The 19,893-nt window shown below is 46.4% G+C and carries 12 protein-coding genes and 1 other RNA gene; 11 read left to right on the forward strand and 2 right to left on the reverse strand.

Annotation, left to right across the window (positions count from 1 at the left end; genetic code table 11):
- Window positions 1-16 precede the first annotated feature (16 nt).
- The 3 genes from psb34 to QUA13_RS18650 all read left to right on the forward strand — a co-directional run bounded on the left by psb34 (window position 17) and on the right by QUA13_RS18650 (window position 3,622).
- Entirely contained in the window at window positions 17-184 is a 168-nt protein-coding gene (gene psb34 / locus QUA13_RS18640) for a photosystem II assembly protein Psb34 (RefSeq protein ID WP_015177107.1), read from the forward strand.
- A 432-nt stretch (window positions 185-616) separates the two neighbouring features.
- Complete coding sequence (locus QUA13_RS18645) at window positions 617-2,824, forward strand: tetratricopeptide repeat protein (protein ID WP_333200830.1); 2,208 nt, start codon at window positions 617-619, stop codon at window positions 2,822-2,824.
- A gap of 105 nt (window positions 2,825-2,929) precedes the next feature.
- Complete coding sequence (locus QUA13_RS18650; protein WP_172187699.1) at window positions 2,930-3,622, forward strand: response regulator transcription factor; 693 nt, start codon at window positions 2,930-2,932, stop codon at window positions 3,620-3,622.
- Between the two features lie 117 nt (window positions 3,623-3,739).
- Here the strand turns inward: QUA13_RS18650 and hemG are convergent, their stop codons facing one another.
- Window positions 3,740-5,200, reverse strand: a complete 1,461-nt coding sequence (gene hemG / locus QUA13_RS18655; RefSeq protein ID WP_333200832.1) for a protoporphyrinogen oxidase — start codon at window positions 5,198-5,200, stop codon at window positions 3,740-3,742.
- Window positions 5,201-6,040: 840 nt separating this feature from the next.
- Here hemG and QUA13_RS18660 point away from each other — a divergent pair.
- The 5 genes from QUA13_RS18660 (at window position 6,041) to QUA13_RS18680 (ending at window position 14,859) form a co-directional block, all read left to right on the forward strand.
- On the forward strand, window positions 6,041-10,276 hold the full coding sequence (locus QUA13_RS18660; protein WP_333200834.1) for a PAS domain S-box protein: 4,236 nt from the start codon (window positions 6,041-6,043) through the stop codon (window positions 10,274-10,276).
- Window positions 10,277-10,352: 76 nt separating this feature from the next.
- The gene (corA, locus tag QUA13_RS18665; RefSeq protein ID WP_333200835.1) at window positions 10,353-11,543 is read left to right on the forward strand and encodes a magnesium/cobalt transporter CorA; all 1,191 of its coding nucleotides are present in this window, start codon (window positions 10,353-10,355) and stop codon (window positions 11,541-11,543) included.
- A 436-nt stretch (window positions 11,544-11,979) separates the two neighbouring features.
- Window positions 11,980-12,406: RNase P RNA component class A (gene rnpB / locus QUA13_RS18670), an RNA gene on the forward strand.
- Between the two features lie 370 nt (window positions 12,407-12,776).
- Window positions 12,777-13,499, forward strand: a complete 723-nt coding sequence (gene rnc, locus QUA13_RS18675; RefSeq protein WP_333189691.1) for a ribonuclease III — start codon at window positions 12,777-12,779, stop codon at window positions 13,497-13,499.
- Between the two features lie 163 nt (window positions 13,500-13,662).
- Window positions 13,663-14,859 carry a Gfo/Idh/MocA family oxidoreductase gene (locus QUA13_RS18680; RefSeq protein WP_333200838.1) on the forward strand — a complete coding sequence of 399 codons (1,197 nt, stop codon included), beginning with the start codon at window positions 13,663-13,665 and terminating at the stop codon, window positions 14,857-14,859.
- Between the two features lie 31 nt (window positions 14,860-14,890).
- Here QUA13_RS18680 and QUA13_RS18685 read toward each other — a convergent pair whose 3' ends face one another.
- On the reverse strand, window positions 14,891-16,936 hold the full coding sequence (locus QUA13_RS18685; RefSeq protein ID WP_333189688.1) for an ATP-binding protein: 2,046 nt from the start codon (window positions 16,934-16,936) through the stop codon (window positions 14,891-14,893).
- A gap of 199 nt (window positions 16,937-17,135) precedes the next feature.
- Here QUA13_RS18685 and QUA13_RS18690 point away from each other — a divergent pair, with 199 nt between their 5' ends.
- The 3 genes from QUA13_RS18690 to QUA13_RS18700 all read left to right on the forward strand — a co-directional run bounded on the left by QUA13_RS18690 (window position 17,136) and on the right by QUA13_RS18700 (window position 19,810).
- On the forward strand, window positions 17,136-17,423 hold the full coding sequence (locus tag QUA13_RS18690; protein WP_333200840.1) for a hypothetical protein: 288 nt from the start codon (window positions 17,136-17,138) through the stop codon (window positions 17,421-17,423).
- Between the two features lie 179 nt (window positions 17,424-17,602).
- Window positions 17,603-18,262, forward strand: coding sequence for a class I SAM-dependent methyltransferase (locus QUA13_RS18695; protein ID WP_333200842.1), 660 nt, complete (start codon window positions 17,603-17,605; stop codon window positions 18,260-18,262).
- Between the two features lie 96 nt (window positions 18,263-18,358).
- The gene (locus QUA13_RS18700; protein ID WP_333200844.1) at window positions 18,359-19,810 is read left to right on the forward strand and encodes a cryptochrome/photolyase family protein; all 1,452 of its coding nucleotides are present in this window, start codon (window positions 18,359-18,361) and stop codon (window positions 19,808-19,810) included.
- Window positions 19,811-19,893 lie beyond the last annotated feature (83 nt).

Raw genomic sequence — 19,893 nt, forward strand, 5'->3', positions numbered from 1 at the left:
TTAAGGATTGTGACTGATGCCTTACATCAAAGATGACGATGGACGCCTGAACAACTTTGCTAAAGAGCCGAAGGTGTATGAAGCCGTACCTCCCAACAAAAATCAGCAACGGAACTATATCATCATGGGAATTGCAGCAGCCATGTTGGTCGCTGGTTTGGTGTTCGTGGCTGCTTCCGTCTAAAAGCTGGGCTGAGACTCAAAGCTGCTTCATCAAATCGCAATTTTAAATAATCCTTCAGCAAACCATGTTTTCCAACCAATGGAAACATGGTTTTTGTGTTTCAATACAAAGCAGGTAGTTGCAACAATCCTGAAGCGTGCCAAGCGAGCTGGAAAGCTAAATAACACAAGCAGAATTTTGGTTTTTTCCTCTCTGCCGTCGGGATCGGGGACTTAAGTTGCAATTAATCCGACGGGTGCGTCACCAATATAAAATTGCCAATTGAAAATCTACAATCCTTTGGTCATCACCGGTGCGATTGACTGCCTTCGGGGCTTAGTTGCGAGTTATGAGCGATCGAGATTTCAACTCTCAACTATACAATCTACAATCTACAATCCAAAATCTACAATCCAAAATCTAAAATCTAAAATCTAAAATCGCCAGACTCTGATGTCTATTCCTTCCCAAAAAGTTTCTAGCTCCAACAAGCTGATCTACCAACGCTTGAAACAGGCGATCGACCTCAATTTACGCCGTCAAATTTTTATTGCCGCCTGCGACGACTTGTGCTTGCGGGACTGTCTGGCAGCCCGCTTGCAGGCAGAATTACTTGCAGAGAGCGCAGGCTCCAATCCTCGTCGCTCCCCGATCGACTACCCCCGATTTGTCAGTTTGGAACTCGACTTGAGCGATCCAAATCCTTGGGCTTCGATCGCCGCGTGGCTGACCCAACACCCACCGCCCCAAAACAGGGGCAGCTACAGCCGTTTGCCGGGATTCCAAATTATCGGGGCAGAACACCTGACCAGGCACTCAGCATCCGTGCAGTGGTCGTTCCTGAGCTATTTGAGGGACATCGAAGCACACCTGCAATTGTGCGAGTCTACTCTGTTGCTGTGGGTGTCGCGCCCCTGGCTGAGTTCGATCGAGCAGTCGGCCCCGGAATTTTGGCACTGGCGAACCGGAGTATTTGAATTTGAAGGCGAACCAACTCCAGCTAAGGGAGACTTCGGGCACTCCAAAGATTTGAGAAACTGTCAGGACAACGGAGACTCCGGCGACAAACTTGTAATATCTTTTCTGTCCGGACAATCCCCAACTCCCGATTCCCCATCCCCAACTCCCGATTCCCCATCCCCAATTCCCGATTCCCCATCCCCAGCGCCAGATTCTAAATCCGTCGAACTGGCAGATTTGGTGCTAGCAGCCACCTCGCAGGAGTTGGAAGCAGAAAATAATGCCGCATCGGAGGACAATTTTCTGCCGCTGCAAACCTTGCAATACATCGAACTGCTGCAAGAACATCAGTGTTGTTGCGAAGCATTGGCTTTGGCTTATCACAGTTTGGGGAATTACTACCGCGATCGCATTCTGGGCGGAGACGCTTCAGAGCAAAACCTGACAATCGCCATTGGCGCGATCGAACAAGTGATTGCGTACCTCGAACTTGACGCCAACTCGCAGCAAAATCAACCACCAACCGAAGAATGCGCCCGGCTGATTGCCCAATTGACACAAAATTTAACTCAGTACGCCCAACAGTCCTACAGCCTACCGCCAATTTCCGATCTGCTCAACGATCTCGGCACTCTCTACTGGATGCTGTCGCGCGATCGCACGCAGCACAACGCCTCAGATCCGGTATCCTGCCTCGAACGCAGCATCGCCCTCTACCTTGAAGGTTTGAGGCGAACAGATCCCGAGAGCGCACCCCAAACCCGCGTTAGATTAAACAAAAATTTGGGAATCGCCTCGGCAGATTTAGCGCGCTATCGAGACAAGACAGAGAACTTGCAGCAAGCAGTTGCAGCTTACCAACAAGCGCTACAGGATCTAGACCCCGCCGCGGAACCCCAGCAGTACGCTGCTGCTCAGAATAATTTGGCGACAGCATACTGGAATTTAGCCCAAGATGGTCAGCCGATCGTCTACCTCAAAAGCGCGATCGTAGCTTACACCCAAGCCCTTTCCTGCTACAGTCCCCAACGAGAACCGCTCAACTATGCCGGAGTGCAAAACAACCTCGGTACCGCCTACTGGAACCTCGCCCAGCACGAACCCTCAGAACCCCTGCTAGTCACGGCGATTGAGGCCTACCGCGAAGCATTGAAATACCGCACCCGAGAATTAGTACCCGCAGCAGCCGCCGCCACCTACAACAATCTCGGTACCGCTTATTGGCATTTGGCGAACCAGTTTCAGCAAAAACAGGCGCGGACGGAATCTTTGCAGCAGGCAATTACCGCCTACGAAGCCGCCCTGGATATCGCCGGAGAGATCGATCGAACGCAACTCACCTTTGACACCTTGGCCGCCCGCAACAATCTTGGACTAGCCCACTATCAACTAGCCACAGACCCAGATTTCGCCCTCAACAAAGCCGCACAGACAAGCCATCTAGAAGCAGCCCTGCACCACCAGTTGCAAGTGTGCGCCGAATGGGGACAACATCTCAAGGACAAAGGGTTAACATATGGGGATAAACTCAGCCTGCAAGCCCCAGCAAACTCCCAAGCTGCTGATTCCCGGCAAACAGCATTGAGCTATATTGTCAAAACGATTAGAGCTTTCTATAGTGAATGTGGGCTGCCTGGCCAAAATTTAGCCTTATCCAAAGTTCCCGGAGATTTATTGCCTGAAATCTTGCGTAGGTTATAAATATGGCTATAACTATTAAAAGCTCAATTTTTTCGAGATTTGTATCCAGTTTTCTATTATTATGGCTGAATATTCTTGCCAAATTCTTCAAGCAAACTTGTGGTCATGGCCCCTGTAAAAATCCTTGTGGTTGATGACGACCCGGCAATCCGAAATTTAATTCAGCGTTTTTTGAGCCAGCAAGGTTATCAAGTTGAGTCTGGCGAGGACGGTCAGACTGGTCTGGAATTATTTGAGCAACTCAATCCTGACTTAGTAGTTCTAGATGTAAATTTACCCGATACTACTGGCTACAAACTGTGTCAAGAAATGCAAAGACGCACGGGCGTGTTTGTGTTGATGCTGACCAGCCGAACCGATGAAGCTGACAAAATGAAAGGGTTTGCCGAAGGTGCTGACGACTACATTACTAAACCTTTTAGTCTTGTAGAGATTGGAGCTCGCGTGGCAGCAATTTTAAAGCGCAAGCGCATTGTTACTCCCGCCGAACAACAAAGTCTTACCTTTGGAGAGCTACTAATAGATCCGGTTCGCCGCGAGGTAATTATCGGCAGTCAGATAGTTGCTTTGACTGCTTTAGAATTCGACCTGTTGTACTGTTTGGCCAGCAAACCCGGTCGCGTGTGGAGGCGATCGGAATTGCTGCATGAAGTGTGGGACTACGAGTATGTAGGAGCCGATCGCGTGGTGGATGTTCATATCGGTCAAATTCGCCGCAAAATTGAACCAGATGCCACTCAAATATCGATGATTCAAACCGTCCGGGGGGTGGGTTACAAGTTTGAGCCAACAACCTAGTACCATTCGCCAAACGTCCGCCGGAACACAAGGCAGAAGGCTGTATAGGGGCGGGTTCACGAATATCTCTGATTAACATACTCGATATTTGTAAACCCGCCCTCCCCACGCAATAATTCAGATCGATCGAGTATCTGATTCCTGGTTCTGCAAATACTCGCGCACTTCTAGCGCACGCTCAAAACTCCTGCGCACGCAATCTCCCAAAGCCACACCGCCAAAGTAGTTGCTGCACAAATACACCCCAGGCAAAGATTTTAAGCCCCGATCGATTTGTTGCAGGCGATCGAAATGCCCCAGATTGTACTGAGGAATTGCCCGCTTCCACAGCTTCACCGTTAAAACTTTTGGCTGTGGCACATCTGGTTTCAGCAAAATCCGAGACAAATCTCGGTGCACCTCCCGAACGATTTGTTCTGAGTCGAGATTGCCAATTTCCGAGTCTGTTGCCCCGCCGATGTAACTGGTTAGAGTTTGCCAGCCTGCAGGCGCGCGATCGGCAAATAAACTCGATGTCCAAATCGTTCCGAGAGTGCGAATTCCCTGCCCCCTCGGAATTAAATTTCCAAAACCTACTAATTTACCCTTGACATCCGACTGCGGGTAGGCTAATACAACGGAGGCAACCGTAGGATAAGTAAAAGCTTGTAAAGCGCTGCTAACTTCCGGTTGCAGAGGCTGCAACAAATCGGCTGTAACGTAAGCCGGCGTTGTCAAAACCACGGTGCGCGCCTCAACTTGTTGGGGCCCATCGGGCGTGGAAAATTCAGCAATGTAAGTTTCGCGTTCTGTACGCTGGAGGCGAGTCAATTGCCAGTTGAGTTTCAGTCGATCGGTCAATTGAGCAGCGATCGCCTCTGGCAGAGCCTTCAACCCCTGTTTAAACGAACCCAACTCCCCCGGCCTAGTTTTAGGCACATTCGGATCTGCGGGCATTTTCTTCGGTCTTTTCCTAGCAGAAAGCAGCGCCCCCGCCACCAGCCCGCCACCCACATCAGCCATCTTCGTTACTCGCCCAAAAGCCGCCGCCGCGCTAAGTTGTTGCGGATCTCCGGCATAAACCCCAGAAACAAAAGGTTCGACCAACCGCTGCATCACTTCCGTCCCCAGATGACGGCGGAAAAATTGAGAAACAGTTTCCTCGTCACCCTGCTGCGAAAGTCGATCGCCCATTGCCGGCGCGACAAACCCCAAAGCCCCGAACAGCGCCCGCAGTTTCCCCGGAAAACTCAGCAACTGAGACTGAATCATCGCCGGTGGAGTCATCGGCACCGGTTGCAGCTTATTTTCCCAATAAACAAAACGAGGCAATTTGTGGTCGGCAAAAATCAACTCCTGCTTCAATCCCACATCCACAGCCAACTTCATCAATTCCGCAGTCGGCGAAAAACTGTTCGGGCCCTCCTCCCAGAGAAACCCCCCCGCTGTCACAGTTGTGATGTTCCCGCCCACACGTCCCTGACTCTCAGCGACTAAAATCTTCAGCGAGGATGCACTCGTTGCTTCCTTGTGAAGTGCGTGCGCCAAACTCAAACCGCTAATACCCGCACCCACAATCAAGGTATCTAATAGTTCCATGTTACATATAAAAATATCGCAATCTTTATGTTACATGGCTTTGCACGGCTTGCGTTCTTTGCGGAGCGTACTGCAAAACCGCTTTCAGATTACCGAATTGCGAATTGCGAATGGGCAATCGGTAAGCTATCCCGCATTTCTCAAGCATTTTTCTCGAAGGTTATCGATTAACCTCTCCCCGTCTCCCCTTCTCCCCATCTCCGTTTTGTATCCGCTGGGTCTGGTTTAAAAAAACAGCAGATGCTCTAATTAAGCTATATTTCCAAAAATACTATTTATTGAAAATTTTTGTATTATAGGGAACTGTGCCGAAAATTGCACTAGGAAACGCAGCAGTAAAGTGCGCAAAAAGAATTGAGTGGGTTAAACTAACTTTAGGAAAATTTTACAGCTTAACTTGCAAGTCACCCGCTCTGAAGAGATGGGGCTTCCTGCCCTAATCAAAAGAGAGAGTTGACCACATATCGTCTTAACTGATGACGTTATCAAAAATATGGGTGTTAGTGCAAGCTGCTATGCGATCGCGGGTGAAATGTTTGAAACGGTAATTGTCCCGTGGAAAGTAGATCACAAAAGTATTAAGCGACCAAGTAGTCCCCCTGTAACAATAATTAATATTCAAGGCGGTTAAAACTGCCTGATGTGTGTTTCCTCGCCTAGTCTACTCACATCTTGCACCATTCTTAAGAACAGGCTTTCCGGCCTGTGAAGCGAAGAGTTAAATTCATGTGGGGTGGGCAGGAGCTCCCGCCCATAAAAACTTATTGAAAATGGTGCAACGTATGAGCCTAAAGACACGAGGTTTCCACACTTCTAAGCTTTTCTCATGAAAAAATACCCATGCAGGAAGTTATCAACTCGTTTCAGTCTTTTTTCTCTAACTCTGTTGATGCTTTCCTAGAGTGCGATCGACAGCAAAAGTACCTATCAATCAATCCTGTTGCTGCTGCTTGGATGGGATTAGATCCTGCTGAAATAGTCAACAAAACTAATCAGGAATTATTAAAATTATATCCCAATAATGCTGCTCTTAAAAATATAATCTTGCAGGTTGATTCCTGCCTGCAACAAGTATTTATAAGCGGGGAAAAAAGGCTGGCAATTCATGAGGTTACGTCGGCAAACGGCGGGATTAAAATTTACGAAACTGCTTACACGCCAGCGGTGGATGCCTCTAGCAACCAGATGCGGGTTTTGGGCGTCGGTAGAGATATCACCAGGCACTACCGCTGGCAGCAGCAGAAAACTCAACAGTTGCGCCGATCGAACCATTTACTGCGGTTGAATGCAGCTAACACTCCCCTGGCAATGGTGGGCTGGGATGAAGATTTTCGGATAGTTGAGTGGTCTAAACGCGCCGAGGAAATCTTTGGCTGGACATCCGATGATATGATGGGCAAGCAGTTCGGCGATTTAGATTTGGTTTGCGACGAAGATAGAGAGGCTGTAAGCGCGATCGAACTCGAACTAGCCACCGGCAACGGCAATACTTCAATTAACCGCAACTATACTAAAAGCGGACAGGTAATTTGGTGTCGCTGGTTCAACTCGATTATTCGCAGCGACGAGACTTTTACCGTGCTTTCTTTGGTGGAAGATATCACCGATCGCAAACGGTTGGAAGCAGAAAAAGCCCAAGCTTCTCGCCTCACAGCAATGGTAGCCGATGTTGGTATTGCCCTCACCAAACACCCTCAAGATATCCTGCTTCCCTGCTGTGAGGCAATGGTGCGGAATCTCGATGTCGCCTCTGCTGAAATTTGGACTTTCAACTCTCAATATAATGTTTGGGAATTGCAAGCAGCCTCGGGAATCTACGGCCGTACAGACGATCGGGCTAGCTTTATTGAAAGTAAGGTTAACTCGATCGCCAAACAGCAAAAACCGGAATTTGACTGCGGATTTGAACTGAATAATTTTGGACTCGCAGAGGAAGAATCCGCGAAAGAAACAGCGGCACACAGTTCCGAAGTAGCAATGATCGACACCAGTCACAAGCCGGACAATTGCCCAATCCCCAAGCAAATTCTCACCTTCGCCGGCTACCCTTTGATAGTCGAAGAACGCCTGGTGGGAGTCATGGTAATTATCAGCAGCCAGCCGCTGACAACACCTTTTCAAGAAACTTTAGCATCGGTTGCCGATGTCATCGCTTTAGGCATCGAACGCAAGCGTGCAGAAGCTGAATTAAAATCAGCTAGAGGGTTCCTCAATTCCGTAGTAGAAAATCTGCCTGTGGGAGTTTTTGCTAAAGATGCTTCTTCGCTGAAATTTGTGCTGTGGAATAAAGCGGGAGAAACGATCGCAGGTGTTACCTCTCAAGAGGCGATCGGCAAAAATGACTACGATATTTACCCGAAAGAACAAGCTGATGTTTTTACTGCTCAAGACAGGGAAATATTGACCGGCGAGCACAACCAATCTACTGTTAAAGACATAGCCGAAGAGCCGATTCAAACTCGCCACAAAGGTATGAGAATACTGCACACCCGCAAAGTGCCAATTCTCGACGCTGCAGGCCGTCCTCAGTACGTTTTAGGTATTACTGAAGATATCACCGAACGCAGGCAGGTAGACGAAAGCGTGCGCCTCTACGACCAAATTGTCGAGAATATGCAAATTGGTTTGTACGTCTACCATTTAGAAAATATAGACGATGACAGCACTCTGAGGGCGATCGCCTCGAATCCCGCTGCTACCCTGTTTACCGGATTAGAAATGGCCGACGTTTTGGGCATGACAATCGACGAGATTTTTCCCCACCTGCGATCGAAAAACATTCCCCAAGCTTTTGCTTCGGTAATTCTGGGTCAAAAAGCCGTAGAAATTGAAGATATTGACTGCGATGAAGGCGGCAGAATAACTCGCGCTTTTTCTATTAAAGCTTTTCCATTACCCAACAACTGCGTCGGCGTTGCTTTTGAAAATATTACTGCTCGCAAGTGCCTGGAAGTAGAACTGCAGGTAGCTTTGGAAAAAACCGAACGTTCCGAACAACTGCTGCGCACAGTAATAGACAAAACCAGCGACTGGATTTTTGCCAAAGACAAAAATTTTCGCTATATTTTGGCAAACAATAGTTTCGCTCAAGCAATTGGTAAAACAGTCGAAGAAATCATTAGCCAATCAGATTTAGAATTAGGGTTTTCATTAGAGCTAGTGTTTGGAAATTTAGCCAAAAATATCCGAGGATTCCGCACAGACGACTCTGCTGTACTAGCCGGCGAAATCATCCACAATCCCTGCGATCCGGCCACTGTTGCAGACGGTTCAGTACATATTCTTGACACCCAAAAACTTCCCCTGCGCGACGCTGAAGGCAATATATTTGCAGTGCTAGCTTTCGCTCGCGATATTACAGAACGCTATGAATCGGAAGCAGCTTTGCGCCGGAGCGAAACCAGATTTAGGTCTTTGGTCGCGAATATTCCCGGAGTAGTTTATCGCTGGCAATGCGATTTTTCCACAAGTTTTATTAGCAATGCCGTTTACTTACTAACGGGCTACCCTGCTGCCGATTTTATTTCGCCTTTGAACAGGGGAGGTAGGGCTTTTGCTAGCATTATTTACCCAGAAGATTTGGTAAAAGTAGAAGGCACTATTCAGCAAGCAATAGAAAACAAACACTCTTATAACTTGGAATACCGCTTGCTAGCAGCAGACGGCACGGTTAAATGGGTGTGGGATAAAGGTTCTCCTGTGTTCGACGCAGATGGGAACGTTTGCTGTTTGGATGGGGTGATTGTTGATATTAGCGATCGCTACTGCGCCCAAGAAGCATTGCGACAAAAAACTTCCGAGTTGGAAGCTGTTTTTCTGGCATTGCCCGATTTGTATTTCCGAATCGATGCTGACGGAATTATTTTGGATTACTTGTCAGGAAATTCATCGGATTTGTACCTGAGTCCCGAGTATTTTGTGGGCCAACGAATGATCGATATATTGCCGGCAACCGCCGCCAGCCAATTCGAGCAGGCAATGCTTGAAGTTTCAGAAAATAGAACTCCTGTTAATCTAGAGTATTCGCTACCCCTGCCGGCAGGAGAAGAAACTTATGAAGCGAGATTGCTGCCTTTTAACTCGAATCAAGCGATCGCTATCGCCCGCAATATTACCAAGCGCAAACAAGCCGAAGCTCAATTAAAACATAAAAATCGCCAGCTAGAGCAAACATTGAAACAATTAGGCAGGACTCAAGCTCAACTAATTCAAGCGGAAAAAATGTCGGGTTTGGGACAGCTAGTCGCGGGAATTGCTCACGAAATTAATAATCCTGTCAGTTTTATCTACGGTAATATCATTTACGCTAGCGAGTATGCTAAAAACTTGCTGGAACTGTGCAGTTTGTACCAAGCACATTACCCGGAACCTGTTTCTTTGATTGCGGAGTTTGCTGAAGAAATAGAATTCGAGTTTATGAAAGAGGATTTCCCGAATTTGCTGACTTCAATTGAAACCGGAGCCGAGCGAATTCGCCAAATAGTTCTGTCTTTGCGCAACTTTTCCCGCCTCGAAGAATCAGATATTAAGCGTGTTGATATCCACGAAGGAATAGACAGTGCTCTGTTGATTTTGCAGCACAGACTTAAAGAAAATGGCAGGAATCGTAATATTGAAATAGTTAAAGAATATGGAAATCTGCCATTAATACAGTGCTATGTCGGACAGTTAAATCAAGTTTTTATGAATATATTAAGTAATGCCATTGATGCTTTGGCAAATGTCAGGAATAGAAAGTTAGAATTGGTGAGTTCTTCGGATGCGGAACGGCAAGATTTTCCGACTTTACCTTTAAGTGGCGACGCATTGCCTTGGATTCGGATTCGCACGGAGGTGTTGGAAAACAATCGGGTTGCGATCGCAATTTCAGATAACGGTTCGGGAATGGCAGAGTCTGTTAAGTCTCGGATATTTGACCCGTTTTTTACTACTAAACCAGTGGGCAAAAATACTGGTTTAGGACTGTCTATCTCTTATCAGATTGTGGTGGAAAGACACGGGGGTACGCTGCGCTGCAAGGACGCGCCGGGAGGGGGAACTGAATTCGCGATCGAGATTCCAATTCGGCAGAGGTAATTGGTAATTGGTAATTGGTAGTCGCACGAGAAAAATGATAATCTAATTAAAGGTTCTAAAAGTCAGGAATATTAGCATGGTATCCAAAAGCATACATACTTCTAGTGCAGTTGCAAAAACAATTAAAGATGATGATGATGATGATGATGATGATTCCTACGTTGACTATTTTTATGACGTTCCGGGGTCTCCGCCGGGAACTCTCGACTTACCAATCGATGCGCCGCCTCCCGAGATTATATTAATTGACTATTGCGAGACAGCAGCTACTCGCACCACATTAGCCAATCCTCAAGAAGCTGCTGCGTATTTAGATACAGCATCTGTTTCTTGGGTTGATATGTTGGGATTGGGAAATAAAGAAACTTGGCATCAAATGGGCGAAGTGTTTGATTTGCATCTTGTGGCTCAAGAGGATGTGGTTAATGTACCCCAGCGCCCTAAAGTTGTACATTACGAAAATCATATTTTAATCATTGCCTGGATGGTGATGATTAAGCCGAATTCAGAGAATTTTCATAAAGAACAAGTTAGTTTGCTTTTGGGTAAACATTACCTGCTAACTGTTCAGGAAGAACCGGACTATGATTGTTTTGACCCCGTGCGCGATCGCATTCGTAAAGCACAAGGAAGTATTAGAAAACACGGCTCAGATTATCTGGCATATACTCTGTTAGATTCGATTATAGATGGATTTTTCCCAGTATTAGAAGTTTACGGAGAGCGCATTGAAGAACTAGAGGATGAAGTGGTGGTGAACCCCACCCGCAAAACCCTGGAAAAAATTTATAAAATCCGGCGAGAATTGCTGACGCTGCGCCGCGCTATTTGGCCGCAGCGGGATGCAATTAATGTTTTGATTCGAGATAGCAGTGATTTGATTAGTCCAGAGGTGCGAATTTACCTGCGCGACTGTTACGATCACACGGTGCAGGTGATGGATATGGTGGAAACCTATCGAGAGTTGTCTTCGGGTTTAATGGATGTTTATCTGTCATCGGTGGGCAATAAAATGAATGAAATTATGAAATTGCTCACAGTAATTTCTAGTATCTTTATTCCTCTAACTTTTGTGGCGGGAGTATACGGGATGAATTTCGATACAGAGAAATCGCCTTTCAATATGCCGGAACTGAATTGGTATTTTGGATATCCGCTTTGTTGGGCACTGATGCTAGCGATCGCCTCGGCTTTAGTTTACTTCTTCTGGCGGCGGGGCTGGTTTGATAATTTTTCTACTGTGGTGAAAGATGACTCAGTAAAGTAACCGGATTTAATACTTGAGGTTTAAGATTTTGGGTTGAGGATTGAATAATTCAAAATCCTGTGAGGTAAAAAGGTTTCCTTGCCTTAGTTGAAGCCGTCTCATAAACCCTTGCATCATAATTCCCAAATTTTTCCGCCTCCAGATTCATCCGTGAGTGAATTTAAGGGGATTTGCATCAATACGGTTCAGTTAAGAGCAATCTGACTTCTAAAAGATGCCTGTATTTCCCATAAAATCGTGAGGTTAAATTCGTCGGACAGCGTTAACTGAACCGTATTGGGATTTGCATGGCAATTTAATTGTTGGGCGGGCTTTCGTGACCACCGCACAAGAGTTTGAAGAAACACAAATGTCCAAATTAACTGGGCGACTTAAAATCGTCAATCTCAAATCCCAAATTGATTGACGAACGATCGCGTACAATAAATCTGGGGAAAAAGTAGGCGCAGGCGGTTGCGGATTAGCGAAAGCTTGTCTGAGGAAAGTCCGGGCTCCCGAAAAACCAAACTTGCTGGGTAACGCCCAGTGCGAGCGATCGTGAGGATAGTGCCACAGAAAGATACCGCCCCCCGATTTGAGATTTGAGATTTGAGATTGCATCAAAAATCGAGCATCAAAAATCGCAAAGTGTTAGGGGGTAAGGGTGCAAAGGTGCGGTAAGAGCGCACCAGCAGCATCGAGAGGTGCTGGCTAGGTAAACCCCAGTTGGGAGCAAGGTCGGAGGGACTACGGTTGGTTTTTTACCAGTTCTGTTTTTTGGTACCGCTTGAGGCGTCTGGTAACAGGCGTCCCAGATAGATAACTGCCCTCGAAAACTGCTTGCAGTTGAGAGAACAGAACCCGGCTTATGTCCGACTTTTTCCCCACCCAATTTTGGGTAAGGTGCTTGTGGCCAGACTTGTCAAGGTGTCGTTAACGTGTTTGCGTCATCGTAACCGTTGAGCTTTGTTCTTGAAATGTTATTTATTGCTAATGGTCTATTAAATAAAGAAGATTTCTCGATCGCCCGAAGCAGAGATTTCCAGCGTTTGAGGCACTTCTCGATCGCCTTGACAGAGCGGACTACAAGCACCCGGAGGACTATTTAGTTTTTTAATGAAAAGCTTTCTAGTGATATGAATCTGATACCATTTTCCAAAAAGAATGGAATTTTAGACAAGCTCCAAGCCCGGAGAGTCATGCGTAATTCCCAATTATAAAATCTAAAATCTAAAATCTAAAATCTAAAATGGTATGATTTATCCGGGTCGCCAAAAGCAACTTGAAACATTAATTCAAAAATTGGGACTGCCAAAGAATGCTGCGATCAAATGGCATCTCCTCGATTTAGCTTTAACTCATGCGAGCGCGTCAGCTAAGGCAAATTACGAGCAACTAGAGTTTGTGGGGGATGCAGTTGTGCGGCTGGCGGCGTCGGAATTGTTGTTTGAGACTTATCCCGACTGTACAGTGGGGGAATTTGCTGCTATTCGATCGATCTTGGTGAGCGATCGCAATCTTGCTAAAATCGCTGAAAGTTACGGGTTCGATCGCTATTTAATTGTTTCCAGCAGCGCCGCCTCGGACAAAACAGGCGCTGAACCCCGACTGGCCGATGCTTTGGAAGCGGTACTGGCTGCGCTTTATTTGAGTACCCAGACGTTAGAATTAATTCGCCCTTGGCTAGATTCTCACTTTCAACGCTTAGCGACAGAAATCCGCAGCGATCCGGCCCGCCAAAACTACAAAGCTGCTCTCCAAGAATTGACTCAAGGGAAATACAAAACTTTGCCCAAATATAGCGTGCAAGAAACCGGGACAGTGCAGGGCGGGGAAGATCGTTTTACAGCAGAAGTTCTCGTTCAGGGAAAGTTGGTAGCAGAGGGAAAAGGTCGATCGATTAAAGCGGCGGAACAAGCAGCGGCTCAGGCAGCTTTCAATAAATTAGTTGGTAGTCAGTTGACTGTTGACTGTTGACTGTTGACTGGTGTTATCAGTTATTGGTTATTTGTTAGCTGCTACCAATAACCAATAACTACTGCCAACAGTCAACAGTCAACAGTGATTTTTTGGAGTTAAAACATAGATAATAATAACAAAATATGCTATAATTACCGTGCGATTTTTGAAATTATAATCAATGAAAATCGGAATAGCTGTATTGGGTGCCGGCCGCTGGGGAGTTAACCTAATTCGCAACTTTCTCAAACATCCCAACAGCCAAGTTTTAGCGGTAGTAGACCCGAATCTCGATTCATTGGCGGCCGTCCAAAAACAGTTTAATCTCGATGCCTCGGTGATTTTAGCTGCCGATTGGTCTCAAGTGCAAGCATTGCCGGGACTGGAAGCTGTGGCGATCGCCACTCCAGCTTCCACACACTACACCCTCGCAGCAGCAGCGCTGAAAAAAGGCTACCACGTCTTAGCAGAAAAACCTCTCGCCCTCAACCTGACTGAAGCAATAGAACTCTGTCAATTAGCCGAAAAACAGCAGCGGCAACTCTTCGTTGACCACACTTATTTGTTTCATCCAGCAGTCGATCGAGGCCAAAGAATTATTCAACAGCATCAACTCGGAAAATTGCGCTACGGTTACGCCCAGCGCACGCATTTTGAACCGGTGCGCCATGACGTTGATGCCCTTTGGGACTTGGCCGTTCACGATATCGCTATTTTCAATACTTGGCTGGAACAAACCCCAATTCAAGTAAGCGCGATCGGCACTGTATTTCCGAAGGAAGAAGGAAGAGGGAAGAAGGAAGAAGGAAGAGGGAAGAAGGAAGAAGGAAGAGGGAAGAAGGAAGAAGGAATAAATAAAGAAGTAGCAGCAGAAATACAAAATCAATTTGCTTCTTCACGGATGACTGCGAATCATTCAGAAGGACTAGCAGATTTAGTGTGGGTAACCCTCACCTATCCCGACGGATTTCAAGCATTTATTCACCTGTGCTGGCTAAATCCCGACAAACAAAGGCGCTTAACAGTTGTTGGCAGTTTGGGAACCTTGATTTTTGATGAAATGTCCCCAGAAACTCCCCTGATTGTGCAGCGCGGCAATTCAGATTGGGGAGGCGAAGAGAATAACTCTTTTGAAAGTGCGTTAGCGAAGCCCTCGAAGAGGATCGCACCGCAGCCAACGGGCCTCAGACACCGCGAAGTCTTGAATTTAGAATCGGCTGAACCGCTACAGCGAGTGTGCGATCGCTTCCTCAACAGCGTGCAAACTAATACCCCCTGTCCTACCTCATCCGGCTCTGCCTCCGTAGAATTAATCCGCATTCTCAGCACTTTGAGCAAATCCCTCGAACTCGGCGGACAGCCCCTAATACCATTTTAGATTTTAGATTTTAGATTGGGAAAATCACTCATCAACTTTTGAAATTCCCATTTTCTGTTACCAAGTCCTCGCTGTGATAATAAAAACTTGACTGCTGATTGACAGGCAAAGAAATCATCACCGTAGTACCTTGATTCACACCCGCGCTGTGCAGGGTAATGCTTCCGATCATAGATTCCATTATCCTTCTGGAGATAGCCAAACCCAAACCGTTACCGCCAAACCTGCGAGTTGTAGAACCATCAGCCATCACAAAAGGTTGAAACAATTTCTGCTGTTGCTCGGGATCGATACCAATTCCCGTATCTTTAATTGTCACCACTACCCAATCGCTTTGACTGCTGTGGCCAGTCGTACTTTCCGCACTGCCGTTAAAACCAGGAGAATTCTTCCTCGATTCTAGCCGCACAGATATATTAACGCTGCCCGACTCGGTAAACTTAATCGCATTGCTCAAAACGTTCAAAAACACCTGTTTTAGCTTCTCCGGATCGGCATGAACAATAATCGGATCGTGAGGTGCGGGCAAACTTAAATTCAAGCCTTTTTCCTCCATTAGAGGTGCTTGCAAATCAATCGCGTCTTCAAGTACCTGGGTAATATCAACTACTTCTAACATCATGGAGAACGTACCGGCTTCTATTTTAGCAATGTCCAAAATATCATTAATAATATTTAGCAATTGCATAGACGAGTCGTGAGCCCGCTGTAAGAACTCCATCTCTTCATCTCTGTCATCGCAGTAGCCGTCCCGAACAATTTGAATAAAACCAATAATCCCGTTGAGCGGCGTTCTCAATTCGTGAGAAATATTTCCCAAAAATTCATTTTTTAACTGATTGGCAACTTGCGCTTCCTTGGTTGCCACTTCCAATTCTCTAGCCCAGGATCTGAGGCGCTGCACCATGCTGTTTAGCGCTTCTGATAGTTGATTGAATTCCCTAATTTGGAAATTTTGCGGCACTGCCTGAGGCGCTTCTGTATCTACTTTCAGCGCGTAATCTCTCAGTTTTTCCAGAGGACGCGCCAAGTCGCGAGACAGATATAAAGTCGCGATGATACTAGCAGCAACCAAACCTACAATTAAATTAAATAAAACTTGCTGAATTTCTTCCAAACCTGACAGAGCGTAATCTAAACGAGAAACAGCTAAAATAATCCACTTGCTGTTCTCCTGTTTAGTTGAAGGACTCGGGATAGCAGCGTATCCTGCTAGCAACTCTACACCATTTCTTTCAAAGGAAAATAGGTGGAGAAAAGCTGTTCCGCCTGCGATCGCCCTTCTGACAATACTTTTTAGTCGATCGGCATCTGCCTCTTGGGCGATATTGCGGCCCACGCGGTTGATATTCGGGTGCGCCAAAATCGTCCCATCTTGGTCGATCGCCACCGTATAGCCGGCTAGAGAACCCTTGGGAGCGCTGGTTTGCACAGGCAAGGCCGACTGCAAACTCAAAGCATAACTCAACTGCAGGCTATTGCCCCGACGAATGTAAACAGGAGCGCTCAACACCAAACTCACTTGGCTATCGCGGCCTTCTTTACCCGCCTCTGGAAAATCCTCAGCACCCAAAGCCACCTTCTGGTCGTTTGCTTTCGCCTGCGGCTGCTGAGGCAACGACAGACTGATGTAAACGCTCTTGTCGTCCAGCAGCGTCTGCTGCTGCTGTACTGGCGGCCAAAATTTAGCCGGCAGCGACTGAATCGGCTGCTGCCCGCAAGTGCTTGCTATGACTTGATTTGTCTTTAAATTAGTCAATTGCAAGCAATCAACCTGCGCTGGCAACCGCTGCCCTAATTGCGCGATAAACTTTTGATAATCCTTCGGATTTACAGACTGCAACATCGAGCTTTCCGAAGCGCCGATCAGATTCGACTTCAGCGATTTCGCCCACTGTTCAATAGTTTCTGCTTTTCTGACTGCACTTTCTGTCAAGTTTTGACGAGCAGTTTCCAGAAGCGTCGAGCGTGCCTTGCGATAGGTAACATACTCCCCCACCAGTAGAACAGGTACGCTGAGCAACAAAATCCGCGACAGTAAAATACGGCGAAAGGAGGATTGACCTAACTTAACCATAGGACGTATCTAACTTAAGGTGCAACACCCAACAGCGACCATTAAAGTGAAATAAACCAGATCCAAAGCGCCAATCAGTCTAGGGTGCTCTGCTGACGGGACAACACAGCGTCCGAACAACATTTAAACACAATTATAGAAGCCACTTGTAGTAATCTCGATTCTAAGTGTGTGGACTTAAAGATGCTCAGCAATTTGTTTGGCGAATGCCTGTGATTTCGGTCACACATCCCTCCTCACTTCTCCGATCGACTTGCACCCGATCGCCCCAGCGCAGATTTTTCAGGCTGCAAAAAAGCCTCGGCTGGACGTACCGCAGTTGTTTGAAGCTAGAATCGCATGGATGGACTCGGCCAAAGTTAAGAGGCAAAAAGTTCGGTTTCCGGCTAGTGTACGGAGAGAATTTTTGCTCGATAGGACTTTTTCTTTCCGAATGCCTTCGAGAGATGGGCGAGAGATGGGCGATTCGAGATTTTGCACCCTGTGAAAGATTTCTTTTGACATCCGATTGATCCGGTGATAACAATTCACCTGTCAAAAAAAAAGAATGAGACGATCGAGCTGCCGATCGACTCTGACAACCCTAAGCTGGCGAAGGTTGGCCCAAACAGTACACCCGCGCTCCGTAAATTGGCGGTCTCGGCAATAATTTCCATAACTTAATCGATGAAAAAAAACTTTAGCAATTATACGTATTATTACACAAACAACCGTCCCAGATATCATCACGCTTATTTGATATCTCCCCTTTTAGAAATGCTGGCGACACTTCAGCAGGCCAGCAAGACACAACTCCGAGTTTTGGATCTCGGCTGCGGCAATGGCAGCCTCAGTCACGTCATCGCAGAGCACGGCTGCGAAGTTGTCGGCGTTGACACTTCTGCACCCGGAATTGCCATCTCCCGTCAAAGTTTCCCCGACTGTCAGTTTATCCAAGCAGATATTTACGACCTCCCAGATACCGATATGCTGCAATCATTTGATGTTGTCTTAGCCATTGAAGTAATCGAACACTTGCTTTATCCTAAAGAATTAGCAAAAGCTGCAAAAAAATGCCTCAAGCCGGGAGGAAAACTAATTATTTCCACACCCTATCACGGCTATTTGAAAAACCTGGCGTTAGCTATTTCTGGCAAACTAGATCAACATTTTACCGTACTTTGGGATAACGGTCACATTAAATTTTTTTCAGTAAAGACGCTAACCAAGTTATTAACATCTGAAGGATACACAGACATAAAATTTAAATTTGCTGGTCGGTGTCCCTATCTTTGGAAATCAATGTTATGCTCTAGTGAGTTTTCGGGAAAAACGAAAAAATCATAAGTTTGGAGTGGTGATTTTTCATCCCATTAAGTTGTCGGAACAGACAATCAGCGCTCAGGAAAAGTAAAATATAACTTTTAAGGTAAAAAAAGTAAAATGACTGTTGGCGTTTGGATATTAGGCGATCAACTTTGGCAGAACCAAGCTGCTCTCAACCGCACAGATGATAACTCTTCCCTACCCGTAATTTTAATTGAATCTTGGCAGCACGTTCAACAGCGCCGCTACCACCGACAAAAATTAGTATTAATTTGGTCGGCAATGCGGCACTTCGCTGAAGAATTGCGCGGCGGGGGCTGCCAAGTCACTTACACAACATCGGGGGACTTTGAAGCACCTCTCAAAGCTTGGATACAAGCTCACAATATCACCGAAGTGCGGGTGATGGCTCCGAACGATCGACCTTTTTTACAGCTCATTCAAAACTTGCAACTCCCCTGCAAAACAACCCTAATTCCCAACAATCAATTCCTCTGGACAGAAACAGAATTCAAAGATTGGGCGTCAAGCCGAAAACGTTTGTTAATGGAAGACTTCTATCGAGCCAGCCGCCAGCGTTTCCAAGTTTTAATGGAGGGCGATAAGCCTGTCGGAGGTCAGTGGAATTTTGACAAAGAAAATCGTCAGCCACCCAAAGGAAAACTGGATACACCGAAACCTCTGCGGTTTGAACCGGACGCCATAACTCAAGAAGTTATCGCACAAGTTAAATCTCTATCTTTCCCAACTTACGGAAACATTGAACCTTTTCGCTGGGCGGTTACACGAGAGCAAGCACTGCAAGTATTAGATAATTTCATCGAACAGTGTCTCCCCGCTTTTGACCCTTATCAAGACGCGATGGTAAAGGGGGAGGAAACAATGTGGCATTCCCTACTTTCTCCGTATCTCAATATTGGCTTGCTGCATCCTTTAGAAGTTATTCAAGCTGCCGAAACAGCCTACCTAGAAAAAAACTTAAATTTAAACAGCGTCGAAGGTTTTATCCGCCAAATTCTGGGCTGGCGAGAATACATTCGCGGTATGTATTTTTACGTGGATGCTGATTATTTTAAGAATAATTGGTTCAACCACACTCAGCCGCTGCCGGAGTTTTTTTGGGACGCCAGCAAAACAGATATGAACTGTTTGCGCCAAGTTTTAACTCAAGTCGAAGGCAGCGGTTACGCGCACCATATCCAGCGGTTGATGATTTTGAGCAATTTTGGTCTAATTGCGGGAATCTCGCCGACAGAGGTAGAAAAGTGGTTCCACAGTGCGTTTGTTGATGCCTACGACTGGGTAATGCAGACTAATGTGCTGGGCATGGGTTTGTTTGCTGACGGCGGTGTGTTGGCGTCGAAGCCCTATGCTGCTTCTGCCAATTACATCAATAAAATGAGCGATTATTGTCGGGGGTGCAAATTCGATCGTACAGTGCGATCCGGCGAAAATGCCTGTCCCTTCAACTTCTTCTACTGGGATTTCCTAGCGCGCCACCGGGACAAACTTCAGTCGCTCGGTCGCATGAGCTTTATCTTAGCGGGACTTAAACATAAAATACGATAAAAATAGGTTATAATGCTTACATAGCAAGCATATAACGTTAAAAAATGACCCATGAAAGAGACAACCCCTGCCGCGATGCCCCC

Origin of the sequence: Microcoleus sp. S28C3, from assembly GCF_036700785.1 — a bacterium.
Taxonomy (GTDB): Bacteria; Cyanobacteriota; Cyanobacteriia; order Cyanobacteriales; family Microcoleaceae; genus Microcoleus; species Microcoleus asticus.

Bases quoted from the DNA above. Each gene is read 5' to 3' on its own strand.
- QUA13_RS18660 (WP_333200834.1), top strand. From the start codon at position 6,041: ATGCAGGAAGTTATCAACTCGTTTCAGTCTTTTTTCTCTAACTCTGTT.
- QUA13_RS18695 (WP_333200842.1), top strand. From the start codon at position 17,603: ATGAAAAAAAACTTTAGCAATTATACGTATTATTACACAAACAACCGT.
- QUA13_RS18700 (WP_333200844.1), top strand. From the start codon at position 18,359: ATGACTGTTGGCGTTTGGATATTAGGCGATCAACTTTGGCAGAACCAA.
- QUA13_RS18650 (WP_172187699.1), top strand. From the start codon at position 2,930: ATGGCCCCTGTAAAAATCCTTGTGGTTGATGACGACCCGGCAATCCGA.
- hemG (WP_333200832.1), bottom strand. From the start codon at position 5,200: ATGGAACTATTAGATACCTTGATTGTGGGTGCGGGTATTAGCGGTTTG.
- psb34 (WP_015177107.1), top strand. From the start codon at position 17: ATGCCTTACATCAAAGATGACGATGGACGCCTGAACAACTTTGCTAAA.
- QUA13_RS18680 (WP_333200838.1), top strand. From the start codon at position 13,663: ATGAAAATCGGAATAGCTGTATTGGGTGCCGGCCGCTGGGGAGTTAAC.
- QUA13_RS18685 (WP_333189688.1), bottom strand. From the start codon at position 16,936: ATGGTTAAGTTAGGTCAATCCTCCTTTCGCCGTATTTTACTGTCGCGG.
- rnc (WP_333189691.1), top strand. From the start codon at position 12,777: ATGATTTATCCGGGTCGCCAAAAGCAACTTGAAACATTAATTCAAAAA.
- QUA13_RS18645 (WP_333200830.1), top strand. From the start codon at position 617: ATGTCTATTCCTTCCCAAAAAGTTTCTAGCTCCAACAAGCTGATCTAC.
- corA (WP_333200835.1), top strand. From the start codon at position 10,353: ATGGTATCCAAAAGCATACATACTTCTAGTGCAGTTGCAAAAACAATT.